Origin of the sequence: Kribbella sp. NBC_00662 (assembly GCF_041430295.1) — a bacterium.
Lineage (GTDB): Bacteria > Actinomycetota > Actinomycetes > Propionibacteriales > Kribbellaceae > Kribbella.
The window spans coordinates 4906036-4918733 of record NZ_CP109029.1; the positions used below are offsets into that span (position 1 = coordinate 4906036).

Below are 12698 nucleotides of genomic sequence, written 5' to 3' on the forward strand. Positions count from 1 at the left end.
CCGGCCAGCACGGGTGACGGCGGACGTCAGCCGTTCTGGGCGCGCTCGATGAACGCGACCGCGTCGCCGACGGTCTTCAGGTTCTTGACCTCGTCGTCGGGGATCTTCACGTCGAACTTCTCCTCGGCGGCCACCACGACCTCCACCATGGAGAGCGAGTCAACGTCGAGGTCGTCGGTGAAGGACTTGTCCAGCTGGACGTCCTCCACCGGGATGCCGGCGATCTCGTTCACGATCTCGGCGAGGTTGGAACGGATCTCTTCGGTGCTGGCCATGTTCTCTGGTTCCCTTTCGGATTTCTGCTGGCTGTACTGCTTTGGTACAGCCGGGTGCGGCCACCTGAGCCGCCCCCGGACAACTATGGACTACGGCAGCCGGATGACCTGGGCTGCGTACACCAGCCCGGCGCCGAAGCCGATGATCAGGGCGAGGTCGCCGGACCTGGCTTCGCCGGCCTCGCGCATCGCGGTGATCGCGAGCGGGATCGACGCTGCCGAGGTGTTGCCCTGGCGCTCGATGTCGCGCGCGACCTTGACGTGCTCGGGCAGCTTCAGCGCCCGCCGCATCGCGTCGGTGATCCGCATGTTCGCCTGGTGCGGGACGAACAGGTCGAGCTGCTCGGCCTTCACGCCGGCCGCGTCCAGCGCCTGCTGCGCGGTCTTCGCCATCTCGAACGACGCCCAGCGGAACACCGGGTTGCCGTCCATCGTGAGGTGCGGCCAGTTGTGGTTGCCGTGCACCTCCTGCCAGGACTCCTTCTGGCTGATCACCTGGTGCTGCGTACCGTCCGAGCCCCACACGACCGGCCCGATCCCCGGCTCCTCGGTCGGGCCGACGATCGCGGCGCCGGCGCCGTCGGCGAAGATGAACGCCGTACTGCGGTCGGTCCGGTCGGTGATGTCGCTGAGCCGCTCGACGCCGATCGCCAGCACGTACTTCGCGCTTCCGCCGCGGACCAGGTCGTTGGCCATCGCGATGCCGTAGCAGAAGCCCGCGCACGCGGCGGAGATGTCGAACGCCGCCGCGGTCGGGGCGCCCACCGCGACCGCGATCTGGGTCGCGATCGCCGGAGTCTGGTACAGGTGGGTGACCGTCGAGACGATCACGCAGCCGATCTCGGCCGGGTCGATGCCGGAGTCGGCGAGCGCGTCCTTGGCCGCGCTCACCGACATCATCAGCACGGTCTCGTCGTCGCTCGCCCAGCGCCGCTCCTTGATCCCGGAACGGGTCTGGATCCACTCGTCGCTGGAGTCGATCTGCTCGAGGATCTCGGAGTTCGGCACCACGCGGCGCGGCCGGTACGACCCGATGCCGAGCACTCCGGCGTACGTCGAACCCGTCGACGCCGTGATCATGCCGGGCTCCCGGCCGGGTGCAGGCGGACCAGCGGCTGCCCCGGGGCGACCGGGTCGCCCTCCTCGGCCAGCCACTCGACCACGATGCCGCCGTGCGGGGCGGTCACCTCGACCTCGTCACGCAGGCTCGCCACCTTCGCCACGACCTCACCGGCAGCAACGGTGTCACCGGACTCCCGGCGTACGTCGACCGCGCGGGTGAAGGTGCCCTTGATCGGGGCGACCAGCAGGCGCCAGGTCGGGGAGGCGTCGATCTCGGACGGGCTGCCGTGCTTGTCCACGAACGCGCGGGCGTCGTCGAGCTGGTCCGGGGTCTTGAGCGCGAACGTCTCGACACCCTTCAGCGCACGCCGCGCGATACCGGTCAGCGTGCCCGCCGGCGGCAGCTCGAGGATGCCGGTCACGTCGAGGTCCGACATGGTCTGCATGCACAGGTCCCAGCGGACCGGCGCGTTCACCTGGTTCACCAGCCGCTGCAGGACGTCCCGGCCGTCGTGGACGACGTGGCCGTCGCGGTTCGAGATCAGGCGGGTCCGCGGGTCGTGCGTGCTGATGGCGGTCGCGTACTTCGCCAGCGTCTGCACCGCCGGCTCCATGTGCTTGGTGTGGAACGCGCCCGCGACCGACAGCGGGATCAGCCGGGTCTTGGCCGGCGGGTCGGCGGCCAGCGCGGCCAGCTCCTCAACGGTGCCGGCGGCAACGATCTGGCCGGGGCCGTTGTCGTTCGCAGCGGTCAGGCCGTGCTCGGCGAGCTTGGCCAGGATCTCGTCGCGGTCACCGCCCAGGACCGCGGTCATCGAGGTCGCGGTCTGCGCCGCCGCGGCGGCCATCGCCTTGCCGCGCTCGCGGACCAGGACCATCGCCTGCTCGGCGGTCAGCACGCCGGTGCCGGCCGCGGCGGCGAGCTCACCGACGCTGTGGCCGGCGACCGCGCCGACCTTGGTGATCGCGTCGGCCGGGTGCGGGAACACCGCCAGCGCGGCCAGCATGCTGGACGCGACCAGCAGCGGCTGGGCGATCGCGGTGTCGCGGATCGTGTCCGCGTCGGCCTGCGTGCCGTAGTGGGCGAGGTCGAGACCGGCCACCGCGGAGAGCCAGTTCAGCCGGCTCTCGAACACGGGATCCGCCAGCCACGGCTCGAGGAATCCTGGGGTCTGGGCACCCTGACCGGGCGCGACGATGACGAGCACGTGCCAACTCTCCCTTACCTGGGCCGGTCGAGAGCCGCAGGGCGAGCACGAATTCTCGGAGGCCGGTTTGTGGAGATCCTACAAAACGGTGGTTCCCGGCTCCGGATTGAGCAGGCGGCCCAAGGTCAGTGCGACACGCAATGTGAAAGCGTCGCGGGGATCGAGCGGGTTGTACGCCGTGATGTCGGCCACACGCTTCAAGCGGTACCGGACGGTATTGGCGTGGATGAACATCGCCCGGGCCGTCGCCTCGATCGATCCGCCGGAGTCCAGGTACGCCGAAACCGTGTCGAGCAGCACGCCATCGCCGACCGTGAGCGGGCCGTAGACCTCGTTGGCGAGCTGGCGCCGGGCGTGGCCGTCTCCGGAGAGTGACCGTTCGGGGAGCAGTTCGTCGGCCTGGACCGGTCGCGGCGCACCGGGCCAGGCGACCGCGGCGCGAAGGCCGGCGACGGCGGCCCGGGCCGAGGTGACGGCCGACATCAGGTCCTTCACGACCGGGCCGACGACGATCGGGCCGGGTCCAAACCATTGGGCCAGTTTTTGTACGATCTCGACAGGTTTGCTCGTACCCCCGAGGACCACGACCAGACGGTCGCCCTGGATCGCGCACAGTGCGTCGGCGCCGGCCTCACGGGCGGCCTGACGGACCATGTCGGCCACGTTCGAGGTGGTTTCGGTGTCCCCGGCCCGCCCGACGACCACGGCGACTTCCGCGGATCCCGTCGTACCGGCGGCGCCCGTCCAGCCGAGGGCCGATGCGCGTGACCGGACCGACTCGTCGGCCTCGCCGCGGATGACCGAGTCGACGAGCAGGGCTTCGAGCCGGGCGTCCCAGGCGCCGCGCATCTCGGCGGCCTGCGCGTAGACAGTGGCCGCGGCGAAGGCGACCTCACGGGCGTAGCGCTGGATGGCCTCGTGGACGATCGGTACGTCGTCGGGCGGGAGCAGCGTGCCGATGGTGGTCTCGATGGTCTCGATCGTCGTCCGGACCAGGTCGACCGTCTGGTGCAGCGAGATGACCCGGGTGAACTCGCGCGGCGCGGACCCGAAGATCCGGGTCGGCATCGAGGAGTGCGCGTCCGGGTCGCGGAACCATTCGACGAACGCCGAGATGCCCGACTGTGCGACCAGCCCGATCCAGGACCGGTCTTGCGCCGAGAGCTTCGCGAACCAGGGGAGCTTGTCCTCCATCGCCGCCATCGCAGCGGTGGCGAGCGCCCCGGTCGCGCCCTGCAACCGCTCCGCCCGCGCCAGATGCGCCTTCGTCCCCTTCACCACACCCCGACCCTAGCCCCCGGCCCCTCTCGACCGCATTTGCCTGGTTGACCCACCAGATGAGGGGTTTCTGACCCGTATCCAGGGTCAGGAACCCCCAACGTGATGGGTGAGCCGGCCAAATGTCGGAAGATGGGGGGATGACGGACAAAGCGGGCGTGGAGGACGCGATCGCGGCACTGCGCGCCATCGGGTACTACCTCGAGCGGGACCGGCAGCCGACGCACCGGGTGAAGGCCTACCGGCGGGCCGCCGACACGATCGCCGCGCTACCGGCCGCCGAGGTGCGCGCTCGCCGCCGCGCCGGGACGCTGACCGAGCTCGCCGGGATCGGCCCGAAGACCGAGGCCGTCATCGTCGAGGCGATGGACGGCGCGACCCCGTCGTACCTGGTCAAGCTGGAAGAGGCCGCGGGTGAGCTGACCACCGCGGGCAAGCAGATGCGTGCGGACCTCAAGGCCGATCTGCATCTGCACTCGGAGTGGTCCGACGGCGGCAGTCCGATCGAGGAGATGGCGCGTACGGCGCATCGCCTCGGCCACTCGTACATGGCGCTGACCGACCACTCGCCCCGGCTGACCGTCGCCAACGGGCTGTCCCGCGAACGCCGTCTCCAGCAGCTCGAGGTCGTTGCCGAGCTCAACAAGAAGCTGGCCGACGAGCTGGACGGCTTCCAGATCCTGAACGGGATCGAGGTCGACATCAACGAGGACGGCACGCTCGACTGCGACACCGAGATCCTGGCCCGGCTGGACGTGGTCGTCGCCAGCGTGCATTCGAAGCTCCGGATGGCGTCCGAACCGATGACCGAGCGGATGGTCCGCGCGATCGCGAACCCGCACGTCGACGTCCTCGGCCACTGCACCGGCCGGTTGATCACCGGCGGCCGCGGTACCCGTCCCGAGTCGGAGTTCGACCCCGAGGTGGTGTTCGAGGCCTGCCGTCAGTTCGGTACGGCGGTCGAGATCAACTCCCGCCCCGAACGCCTCGACCCGCCGAAACGCCTGCTGTCGCTGGCGGTCGAGATGGGCTGCATGTTCTCGATCGACACCGACGCGCACGCACCCGGTCAGCTCGACTGGCAGGTCTACGGCTGCGAGCGCGCCGAGGACTGCGGCGTCACCCCTGACCGGGTCATCAACACCTGGGACCAGCAGCAACTCCTGGAATGGACCGCATCATGAGCGATCTCGAGAAGGATCCGGCGGAAGTCATCGGCACCGGGGACTGCGAAGGCCCCGCGCTGGAGCTGCTCGAAGGGCGGGAGGTGGTGCTCGGCCGGTCGACGACCGTACGCCGCCTGCTGCCCAACAAGAACCGTCGCATGGTCGGCGCGTGGTGCTTCGTGGACCATTACGGGCCTGACGATCTGACCCAGCGCGTGGACTCGTACGACGTACCGGGGGAGCGCGGTATGCAGGTCCCGCCGCATCCGCACACGAGTCTGCAGACGGTCAGCTGGTTGTTCGAGGGTGAGATCGAGCACCGCGACAGCGTCGGCTCGCACGCGTTCGTCCGGCCGGGCGAGCTCAACATCATGACCGCCGGCAACGGGATCGCGCACTCCGAGATCTCGACCCCGACCGCGCCGCCGATGCTGCACGGCGCGCAACTGTGGGTCGCGCTGCCCAACGCGGTCCGTACGACGACCCCGCCGGCCTTCGACGCGTACGCCGACCTCCCGGAGGTCGACCTCGACGGCGCCCACGCAACCGTCATGATCGGCACGGTCGCCGGCGTCACCTCGCCCGCACCGGCCTACACCCCGCTCGTCGGCGCCGACATCACCGTCGAGCCCGGTCGCACGCTGGCACTCCCGCTGACCCCGTCCAACGAGTACGCCGTACTCGTCGTCGACGGCTCGCTCGCGGTCGGGGATCTGCATCCCGGCTTCGGCGAGATGGTCTACCTGGGCGCGAACCGCGAGTCGATAAATCTAGTTGCCTCTGACAACGGTGTCCGCTTCCTCCTGCTCGGCGGCGAACCCTTCGAGGAGCAGCTGGTGATGTGGTGGAACTTCATTGGCCGCTCCCACGAAGAGATCGTCGCCGCCCGCAACTCCTGGCAGGAAGCGATCGCTGCCCGCGGCAACGACCGCTTCGCCATGGTCCCCGGCTACGACGGCGAGCCGCTCCCGGCTCCGCCGTTGCCGGCCACCACGCTCAAACCGCGACCGCGGTCACGCTGACGCGGCGCCGGTAGTACGCCCAGGTCAGGACCAGGAGCGCCGGGCCCCACAGGTACAGCGGTAGGTAGCAGGCCAGCATCAGGGTCTTCCAGGCCGTGCCGGAGAACGGGATGAAATGGTCCGTCCACACATCGCGGAAGCCGTAGGTCCAGATCGCGATGAGGGACAGCGCGCCGAGGGTGGCCGGGACGATGGCGGCGTACGGCGCGACCCGGCGTCCGCCGAGGACGGGGATCCAGCGAGGTGCGACCTCGCCCCAGCGGTGCACCAGGCCGAGGGCCGTCAGTGCGACCAGCTCGGAGAAGATCGTCAGGCTGACGACGTACACCTTGCCGCCGACGCCTTCGAGGTACGTCGGGTTGCCGTTGGCGTCGAGCAGGCCCATCGACGAGCCGAAGACCAGTCCCAGTCGCCACAGGCCGGACGGCAGGGTCAGGAACGGGACGACGTGGGCGAGGCGGTAGGCCCAGCGGGGGACGGGCCGTTCAGTCGTGTTCACCCTTCGAGGATCCGGCGAACCGGCCCGGCGTCACCTCACCCGCCAGAGGGAACGTGCTCCCTCCGAAGGACCTTTCACAGCAGGTCGTGATCCCGGGCGTACGCCGCGGCCGCCGTCCGTGACGGTACGTCGAGCTTCGCGAAGATGTTGGTGAGATGCCGCGCGACCGTCTTGTCGCTCAGCACCAGCAGTCCGGCGATCTCGGCGTTACTGTTGCCCACTGCAACCAACCGGAGGACGTCCAGTTCCCGCCCGGTGAGCCCACCGGCGCTGCGGCCGATCAACTTGTCGGCCTCCTGACGCGCCGCGTCGGCCCCGAGCTCGGCGAACGTCCGGCAGGCCGCGGTCAGCTCGGCAGTGCCCGAGTCGTCGTCTCCGAGCATCCGCACCGCCCGCCCGACAAGGACCTTCGCCCGTGCCACCTCGTACGGCGCTCGCAGCTCGCCCCACAGTTGCGCCGCTGCCCGCGCCTGCGGTAGTGCCCGATCCGGATCCTCACCCTCGAGCGCCACCAGCGCGAGACAGTACGCCGCGGACGCCCGCAACCCCACACACCCGAACTCCTCGGCGATCGTCGACAGCTGACCAGCAGCCTCCTCGGCCTCGGCCAGCTCGTCACCCGCGAGCAGGACCTCAACCGCCCCCGCCAGCAGCCGCGATCGATGCACCGGATCACCCGTTTCCGCGAGCAGCCGCCGTACTGCAGCAACCGCGCCCGACACCCGCCCACGCGCCGTCATCAGCAATGCTCGCCCCGGCTGCGCCTCGTACCCGTAGCTGGCGGCCTGGTCGTACGACGACTCCGCCGCGGCGTACTCACCGCGGATCCGCAGTACGTCGCCGCGCTCGCTCATCGCCAGCCCGGCTGCCACGTCGTACCCCAACGCCGCATACCGCTGGCACGCGTCCTCGAACTCCGCCAGCGCCTCCGGGTACGCCGCATGCAGCCGCAGGATCTGTCCCCGATGTACGGCGCACTGCCCGGTGAACGGCACCAGGTCCGGCTGTGAGTCGCACCAGCGCGTGAGTGCTGTCGTCCACGCCGATGCCCGGGCGAAGTCGAGGACCTCCTGGCAGGCGTCGATCATCGCGCAGTAGACCGTGCCGGCGAAGATCGGTGAGAGCTCGCCGGCCGCGACGCCGACCATCGCCTCGTCGAGGATGGCGAGGCCTTCCGGCACCTGACCGGCGTACATCATCATCCGGCCCTTGCACACCAGCCCTTGCGCGAGCAGATCCGGATCGTCGTGCCGGCGCGCGACGCTGACGATCTCGTCGCCGATGGCCACCGCGCCGGCGAGATCGCCGCGATCCACGCAGCGGAAGAAGTCGTGGATCAGCAGGTATCCCCGCTCCACCACATCGCCGGACTGGTCGGCCAGCAGCCGTTCGGCCCGTGCGGCCCACCCGCTGCCGACCGCGCCCTCACCGCGGCCGTTGTGCACACGGGCCAGCCAGAACGCGAACCGCACGGCGCCCAGTACCTCGCCGTCGTCGATCCGCCGCCGGTATCCGCGCTGCAGTGCCCGGATGGAGGCATCGATGTCGCCGAGCAGGAACGCGGCCATCGCCAGCGTCATCAGGTCGTCCGCGCCGAGACCGGCCGTCGCCGGCTCCCCGTCGGCCGCGGTCAGGCGGTCGTACGCAGCGGCCCAGTCGCGTCGCTCGAACGCGATCCGGGCTCGCTGCAGATCGTCGACAATCCCCATCAGATGCCCCCACTGGCGAGCATGCCCTGTCGGCTCAGGCGACGGCAAGACTCCGCTCGCTGCGGACCCGGGCCGAGATCCGCTTGGCGACGTACGCCGCGTCCCGCCCGACCCCGGGCAGCACCATCGAACTGAAGGCGTACTGGAACGACAGCCCGCAGAAGAACAGACCGGGTGCGTTCTCGGCCACCCCGCGGTACTCGCGCGGCCAGCCGTCGGCGCCGACGAGCGGCATCTTGATCCAGTCGAACACCTGCCGGAATCCGGTCGCCCAGACCACGTTCGCGACGTCCAGCACCCGTCCGTCGGCCAGCATCGGCAGACCGTCCTGGGTCCCGGTGACCCGGGCCGGCACCCGCTCGACCCCGCGCTCGAGCAGATCTGCCCGCTTGACCCGGATCATCGGGCCGCCGTGGTGCCGGATGTGGTCCATCTCCTTCTTGCCCATCGGCGTCCGGCGGGTGAGCACATGCCGCCACGCGAACAGCATCAGCGGCCAGAAGAACGCCTGGCTGGGCTGTCCGGGCGTGAACGGCACCTGCCCGGGATCGCGACCGCACAGGATCGTGTGATGCGTCGGCGCGACCTCGTACGCGATGTCGGTGCCGGAGTGCGACCCGCCGACCACGAGAACCGCTCCGTCCTTGAGCTGCTCCGGCCGCTGGTACTCCGACGAGTGCAGTTGCCTGATCGCCGGGTCCAGGTCGACCGCGAAGTCCGGGAGGTACGGCGTACGCCCGAAGGTGCCGGTGGCGACGACGACGTTGTCGGCGGTGAGCTGCTCGCGCCCGACCGTGACGATCCACTGGTCATCGAGCCGCTCGAGCCTGTCGACCCGGGTGTTCTGCCGGATCGGCAGGGCGAAGCGCTCGGCGTACGACGCGAGGTAGTCGGCGACCTCGTCCTTGCCCGGGTAGTGCCACGGATCGCCCGGGAACCGGAGGCCGGGCAGGCCGTCGTACTTCGCCGGCGAGTAGAGCTTGAGGCTGTCCCAGTGCGACCGCCACTGGTCTCCCACCCGCGCGTTGCCGTCGAGGATCGTGAACGGCTCGCCGAGCCGCTGTAGGTGGTAACCGGTGGCGAGCCCGGCCTGTCCTGCGCCGATGATGATCGTGTTCATGCGGGTCTCCCTTCCACGTCGCGCCGGAGCGTGTGGAACCGCAGCCACCACAGCAGCATCAGCGCGGACGTCACCACGTAGAAGCCGTGCAGGATCCAGATCGGTCCTGGCGGCAGGTGCACCACATAGATGCAGTGGACGGCGTTGCCGACGTTGGCCAGCACCAGGTTGGCGGGGCTGTAGGACACCAGGTCGCGGGTCCGGATCGCCCGGACCACCATCGGCAGGGCGCTCGACGCGAAGAGGATGGTGGACATCGTCCCCGCGAGAAGAGCAACGCTTGCGCCAGTCATGCCACCGACGGTAGGGACCGCGGGCCGCCCACCGCATCGGACGGAATGCGCAACTCGCGAGAGTGCCCGACTACGAGGTTTGTCGTATGTCGGTGTGGCGCCGCGGTTGGACGGTCGCGCCGTTCAGTGCGAGCAGGCTCTCCGCCGTGTCGACGATGGTGTCCTCGATCGGCCGTGGTGACCAGCCCAGCATCCGCTGCGCCTTGTCCGAGGTGGCGTCGAAGTTCCTGCCCAGCTGCGGCCGCAGGATGCGCAGCCCCGGGTTGACCCGGGCGAGGAGTCGCGCCGTCCACACCGGTAGTTCGCGCGTGGGTACCTTGGAGGCGCGATCGCCGAGGCGGTCGCGCAGGATTGCCGCGATCTCGCGCGTCCACAGGCTGTGCCCGGAGATCGCGAGGAAGCGTTCTCCAGCCGCGGCCGGATCGGTCATCGCCCGCAGGTGCAGGTCCGCCACGTCGCGCACGTCCACGTATCCCATCGCGAATTTCGGCAGCGCGGGCAGGTCACCGTCCAGCATCCGCTGCACCAGGCCCAGCGACGGCGAGTAGTCGGAGCCGAGAACAGGGCCGAACACGCCGACGGGGTTCACCACTGCCAACTCGATATCGCCGTTCTCGGCGACGAACTCCCAGGCCGCCTTCTCCGCCAGCGTCTTGGACTTCTGGTACGGCGCGATACCGGCGTCCACATTGCTCCAGTCCTCCTCGGTGAACACCCGCGACTTCTCCGGATGTCCCATCCCGACCGCCCCGAACGCCGACGTCAGAACCACCCGCTGCACACCGGCCTCGCGCGCCGCCTGCAGGACGCGCAGCACACCGTCCCGAGCGGGACCGACCATGTCGGCGTCGCTGCTGGACAGGTTGTTCAGGGTGGGGGAGGCGACATGGAGCACATAGTCGCAGCGCTCGACCGCCTCACGCCAGCCGGCGTCCTGCTGGAGGTCCGCCGCCAATACGGTCAGCTTCGCGTCCTCGGGCGCACCTCCGGCCCGCAGCATGGCCCGCACCGCGGGCTCCTTCTTCAGATCGCGCACGGTGGTGCGCACGGTGTGACCGTTCGCCAGCAGCGCGAGAACGCACCAGCTGCCGATGTATCCCGAACCGCCCGTGACAAGCACTTCAGACATGAGTCGACCTCGCAAGCGTCTCAGCGGAGAGAACGTAGTGGGCGGATCGGCGCCGGTCTCGGGCGACCATCAGGCCGCTGCCGAGGAGCACGTGGCCGATCATGATCGGGTAGATCACGGCGCGTTCGAACATCCCGATGTTCCACGCCCAGCCGGTGAGCACATCGGCCATGAACACCGGGAACGCGGCCAGGCCGACAATGCCAAGCACGATGCTCGCGATCCGGCGGCCGCGACCCAGACCGATTCGGGCGCCGCTGGCGCCGACGACGATCGCCATGACGTTGCCGGCCAGCATCACGCCCTGCGCGCCGGATGTGTGGAAGGCGATCAGACCGTTCGCCACGTTCGCGCTGGAGCCTTGGAAGAGACCCACCAGCGACACACCGACGCCGGACAGGACCGCCAGTACGACGATCGCGACGGGTCGGGCCCCCTTGCGCGGATCGAAGGTCAGCAGTGCGCCGACGATGAGCAGGACGCCGTAGAGGACCCAGCCGGTGTCCATGACCGCGCCCAGCGGGGAGTTTCCGACTTGCCCGAACGCGACTTGGCTCGGACCGGTCAGACCGAGGTGGCTGACCCAGTTGTAGAACGGCGAGTAGTGCGGGTTCTGCCAGGCCGCGGCCGTCACGAACTCCGCCACCCATGACACCAATGGGCCGAGCAATATCAGGATCGCGCCGCGGCGGCCGGCGGCGCCGCCGCGGACGACCGAGTTCACTTCAGCGCCGTTCAGGCCGGTGGCGCCGAGCTTCAGATCACTCATGGAGTCTCCTGCGAGGATGAACTTGCGGAGCATTCTCCGCAAGTTCATGCCAAACTAGCGGAGGATTGTCCGCAAGTCAAAGGTGGGGCATCATCGAGCCATGACCGACGGGACCCCGAGCACCTACGGCACGCAGCGCAAGGCCGCCGCGCGCAACCGGGTCGCGATCATCGAGGCCGCTCATGACTTGTTCGCGGACAACCCGCTCGTGCCGCTGAGTGAAGTCGCCAAGCGCGCGGGCGTGGGCGCCGGAACGCTGTACCGGCACTTCCCCACCCGCGAGGACCTGATCCTGGCGGCGTACCAGCACGACATCGAGCGTCTGACCGTCGCCGCCGACGAGGTGCTGGCACGTCACTCATCGGCCAAGGCTGCGTTCATCGAGTGGTTCGAGACACTGTCGGCCTACATCCGCATCAAGCACGGTCTCGGCGACGCGTTGCACAGCGCCGCGACCCAGGAGCTGATCAGTGCCTCCTGGGCGCCGACCACCGCCGCGGTAGCGAAGCTGGTCGACGCCTGCGTGGCCGAGGGCACGATTGCCCCCGGGCATGACCCCGCCGACATCATCATGCTGATGAGCTTCCTGTGGCGCGTCGCGAACAACGAGGAAGGCGTGACTCAGGGACGACGACTGATCGCCGCCGTGTTCTCCGGCCTGAAGGACGCGCCCCAGCCGATCTGACCGCCCACGGGTGCCCGCCGTGGCGCGCGCCTAGGGAGGTACTCCGCTGCTGCTACGGCGTCGCGGCCGATCAAGTAGAGGAGCCCGCGACCAAAGGTCGCCCCGCCACCGCGCCCGCGCTCATCTCGGGCGCTGGCTCGTCCGTCACGAGTACGGCGAAGGCTGCCCGCATCGGAGAGCAGGCGAGCATCATCGGCGACTCCGGGTCGTCTCGGCCGTGCCCACCCTGCCCCTCGATGCCGGTGTCGCGCGGTTCGCCTGCCAGGTAAGCGCTCATGCCGCGATAGCTGCGGCCGATGCGGTAGTAGAGGCGCAACCAGGCGGCGAGGCTAGCGATGTCCGCCCCTGCCGCGAGTGCCACCTCCGCTGCGTCGCGGAGCAGGTCGAGCTGGTCTGCCAGCAGCACCGCGAACAGGTGCTCGCGCGTGGGGCGTCGCCCACTCGGCCGCGGTCGGCTCGATCAGTTCAGGCATGGCCGGAGCG

General features: G+C 69.7%; 14 protein-coding genes. 3 read left to right on the forward strand and 11 right to left on the reverse strand.

Translation table 11 applies throughout. The features are described 5' to 3' along the window. Positions 1-26: 26 nt before the first annotated feature. From OHA10_RS24640 to OHA10_RS24655, 4 genes are all read right to left on the reverse strand, one after another. A complete protein-coding gene (locus tag OHA10_RS24640; RefSeq protein WP_130446978.1) occupies positions 27-275 on the reverse strand; it encodes an acyl carrier protein in 249 nt (82 codons plus the stop codon). 90 nt (positions 276-365) lie between these two features. Continuing rightward, the gene (locus OHA10_RS24645; protein ID WP_371401126.1) at positions 366-1355 is read right to left on the reverse strand and encodes a beta-ketoacyl-ACP synthase III; all 990 of its coding nucleotides are present in this window, start codon (positions 1353-1355) and stop codon (positions 366-368) included. Beyond that, positions 1352-2545, reverse strand: a complete 1194-nt coding sequence (locus OHA10_RS24650; RefSeq protein ID WP_371401127.1) for an acyltransferase domain-containing protein — start codon at positions 2543-2545, stop codon at positions 1352-1354. The genes OHA10_RS24645 and OHA10_RS24650 overlap by 4 nt, the downstream gene beginning before the upstream one ends. 78 nt (positions 2546-2623) lie before the next feature. Beyond that, the gene (locus tag OHA10_RS24655; protein WP_371401128.1) at positions 2624-3826 is read right to left on the reverse strand and encodes a PucR family transcriptional regulator; all 1203 of its coding nucleotides are present in this window, start codon (positions 3824-3826) and stop codon (positions 2624-2626) included. Between the two features lie 137 nt (positions 3827-3963). Between OHA10_RS24655 and OHA10_RS24660 the strand changes: the two genes are divergently transcribed. Next, positions 3964-5007, forward strand: coding sequence for a PHP domain-containing protein (locus tag OHA10_RS24660; protein WP_371401129.1), 1044 nt, complete (start codon positions 3964-3966; stop codon positions 5005-5007). Then, positions 5004-6011 carry a pirin family protein gene (locus tag OHA10_RS24665; protein ID WP_371401130.1) on the forward strand — a complete coding sequence of 336 codons (1008 nt, stop codon included), beginning with the start codon at positions 5004-5006 and terminating at the stop codon, positions 6009-6011. Before OHA10_RS24660 ends, OHA10_RS24665 begins: the two co-directional genes overlap by 4 nt. On the opposite strand, the gene OHA10_RS24670 is transcribed toward OHA10_RS24665, so the two are convergent. The 6 genes from OHA10_RS24670 to OHA10_RS24695 all read right to left on the reverse strand — a co-directional run bounded on the left by OHA10_RS24670 (position 5986) and on the right by OHA10_RS24695 (position 11530). Next, complete coding sequence (locus tag OHA10_RS24670; RefSeq protein ID WP_371401131.1) at positions 5986-6510, reverse strand: hypothetical protein; 525 nt, start codon at positions 6508-6510, stop codon at positions 5986-5988. The two genes, OHA10_RS24665 and OHA10_RS24670, sit on opposite strands and share 26 nt — an antisense overlap. Positions 6511-6584: 74 nt before the next feature. Continuing rightward, positions 6585-8219 carry a LuxR C-terminal-related transcriptional regulator gene (locus OHA10_RS24675; RefSeq protein ID WP_371401132.1) on the reverse strand — a complete coding sequence of 545 codons (1635 nt, stop codon included), beginning with the start codon at positions 8217-8219 and terminating at the stop codon, positions 6585-6587. Between the two features lie 34 nt (positions 8220-8253). Next, entirely contained in the window at positions 8254-9339 is a 1086-nt protein-coding gene (locus OHA10_RS24680) for a flavin-containing monooxygenase (RefSeq protein WP_371401133.1), read from the reverse strand. Then, positions 9336-9632 (reverse strand): hypothetical protein, encoded by a 297-nt coding sequence (locus OHA10_RS24685; RefSeq protein WP_371401134.1) that lies wholly within the window; start codon positions 9630-9632, stop codon positions 9336-9338. The genes OHA10_RS24680 and OHA10_RS24685 overlap by 4 nt, the downstream gene beginning before the upstream one ends. Positions 9633-9702: 70 nt before the next feature. Then, positions 9703-10761 (reverse strand): SDR family oxidoreductase, encoded by a 1059-nt coding sequence (locus OHA10_RS24690; RefSeq protein WP_371401135.1) that lies wholly within the window; start codon positions 10759-10761, stop codon positions 9703-9705. Beyond that, the gene (locus tag OHA10_RS24695; protein WP_371401136.1) at positions 10754-11530 is read right to left on the reverse strand and encodes a DUF998 domain-containing protein; all 777 of its coding nucleotides are present in this window, start codon (positions 11528-11530) and stop codon (positions 10754-10756) included. Before OHA10_RS24695 ends, OHA10_RS24690 begins: the two co-directional genes overlap by 8 nt. 100 nt (positions 11531-11630) lie before the next feature. Here OHA10_RS24695 and OHA10_RS24700 point away from each other — a divergent pair, with 100 nt between their 5' ends. Continuing rightward, positions 11631-12215 carry a TetR/AcrR family transcriptional regulator gene (locus tag OHA10_RS24700; protein WP_371401137.1) on the forward strand — a complete coding sequence of 195 codons (585 nt, stop codon included), beginning with the start codon at positions 11631-11633 and terminating at the stop codon, positions 12213-12215. Positions 12216-12285: 70 nt separating this feature from the next. Here OHA10_RS24700 and OHA10_RS24705 read toward each other — a convergent pair whose 3' ends face one another. Then, on the reverse strand, positions 12286-12621 hold the full coding sequence (locus OHA10_RS24705) for a hypothetical protein (RefSeq protein WP_371401138.1): 336 nt from the start codon (positions 12619-12621) through the stop codon (positions 12286-12288). Positions 12622-12698 lie beyond the last annotated feature (77 nt).

Excerpts from the sequence above, each read along its gene's own strand:
- OHA10_RS24640 (WP_130446978.1), bottom strand. The coding sequence starts at position 275 with ATGGCCAGCACCGAAGAGATCCGTTCCAACCTCGCCGAGATCGTGAAC.
- OHA10_RS24645 (WP_371401126.1), bottom strand. The coding sequence starts at position 1,355 with ATGATCACGGCGTCGACGGGTTCGACGTACGCCGGAGTGCTCGGCATC.
- OHA10_RS24660 (WP_371401129.1), top strand. The coding sequence starts at position 3,964 with ATGACGGACAAAGCGGGCGTGGAGGACGCGATCGCGGCACTGCGCGCC.
- OHA10_RS24665 (WP_371401130.1), top strand. The coding sequence starts at position 5,004 with ATGAGCGATCTCGAGAAGGATCCGGCGGAAGTCATCGGCACCGGGGAC.
- OHA10_RS24675 (WP_371401132.1), bottom strand. The coding sequence starts at position 8,219 with ATGGGGATTGTCGACGATCTGCAGCGAGCCCGGATCGCGTTCGAGCGA.
- OHA10_RS24680 (WP_371401133.1), bottom strand. The coding sequence starts at position 9,339 with ATGAACACGATCATCATCGGCGCAGGACAGGCCGGGCTCGCCACCGGT.
- OHA10_RS24685 (WP_371401134.1), bottom strand. The coding sequence starts at position 9,632 with ATGACTGGCGCAAGCGTTGCTCTTCTCGCGGGGACGATGTCCACCATC.
- OHA10_RS24690 (WP_371401135.1), bottom strand. The coding sequence starts at position 10,761 with ATGTCTGAAGTGCTTGTCACGGGCGGTTCGGGATACATCGGCAGCTGG.
- OHA10_RS24695 (WP_371401136.1), bottom strand. The coding sequence starts at position 11,530 with ATGAGTGATCTGAAGCTCGGCGCCACCGGCCTGAACGGCGCTGAAGTG.
- OHA10_RS24700 (WP_371401137.1), top strand. The coding sequence starts at position 11,631 with ATGACCGACGGGACCCCGAGCACCTACGGCACGCAGCGCAAGGCCGCC.